Origin of the sequence: Cohnella baijiui (assembly GCF_020731285.1) — a bacterium.
In the GTDB taxonomy this organism is placed as follows: domain Bacteria; phylum Bacillota; class Bacilli; order Paenibacillales; family Paenibacillaceae; genus Cohnella.
In genome coordinates this window covers 1-210 of sequence record NZ_JAJFOW010000517.1, presented here as the reverse complement: position 1 = coordinate 210, position 210 = coordinate 1, and the positions used below count along the sequence as shown (strand labels likewise).

The window sequence follows — 210 nt, the reverse complement described above, 5'->3', positions numbered from 1 at the left end:
CTGCATGGTGTTCTGCCTGACGATGTATTGATGCGGCGCAAGAGTCCTTATCCGAAAACCCACAATCCTTCTTATCTGAACGCAGTACGCGATCAGGCACTGGCTGTGCTCAATGACAATGCTTCGCCCATTCTCCCGTTTATCAATAAAAAGGCAGTAAAAGAATTCGCGAGCCTGGATTTGGCTTCCATCCATATGCCGTGGTTCGGA

1 protein-coding gene is annotated in these 210 nt (G+C 49.0%); it reads left to right on the top strand.

What is annotated here, in order from left to right; genetic code table 11:
* Window positions 1-210: asparagine synthase-related protein (locus LKX83_RS33615; protein WP_227887661.1), on the top strand; the 210-nt coding region annotated here is incomplete at both ends.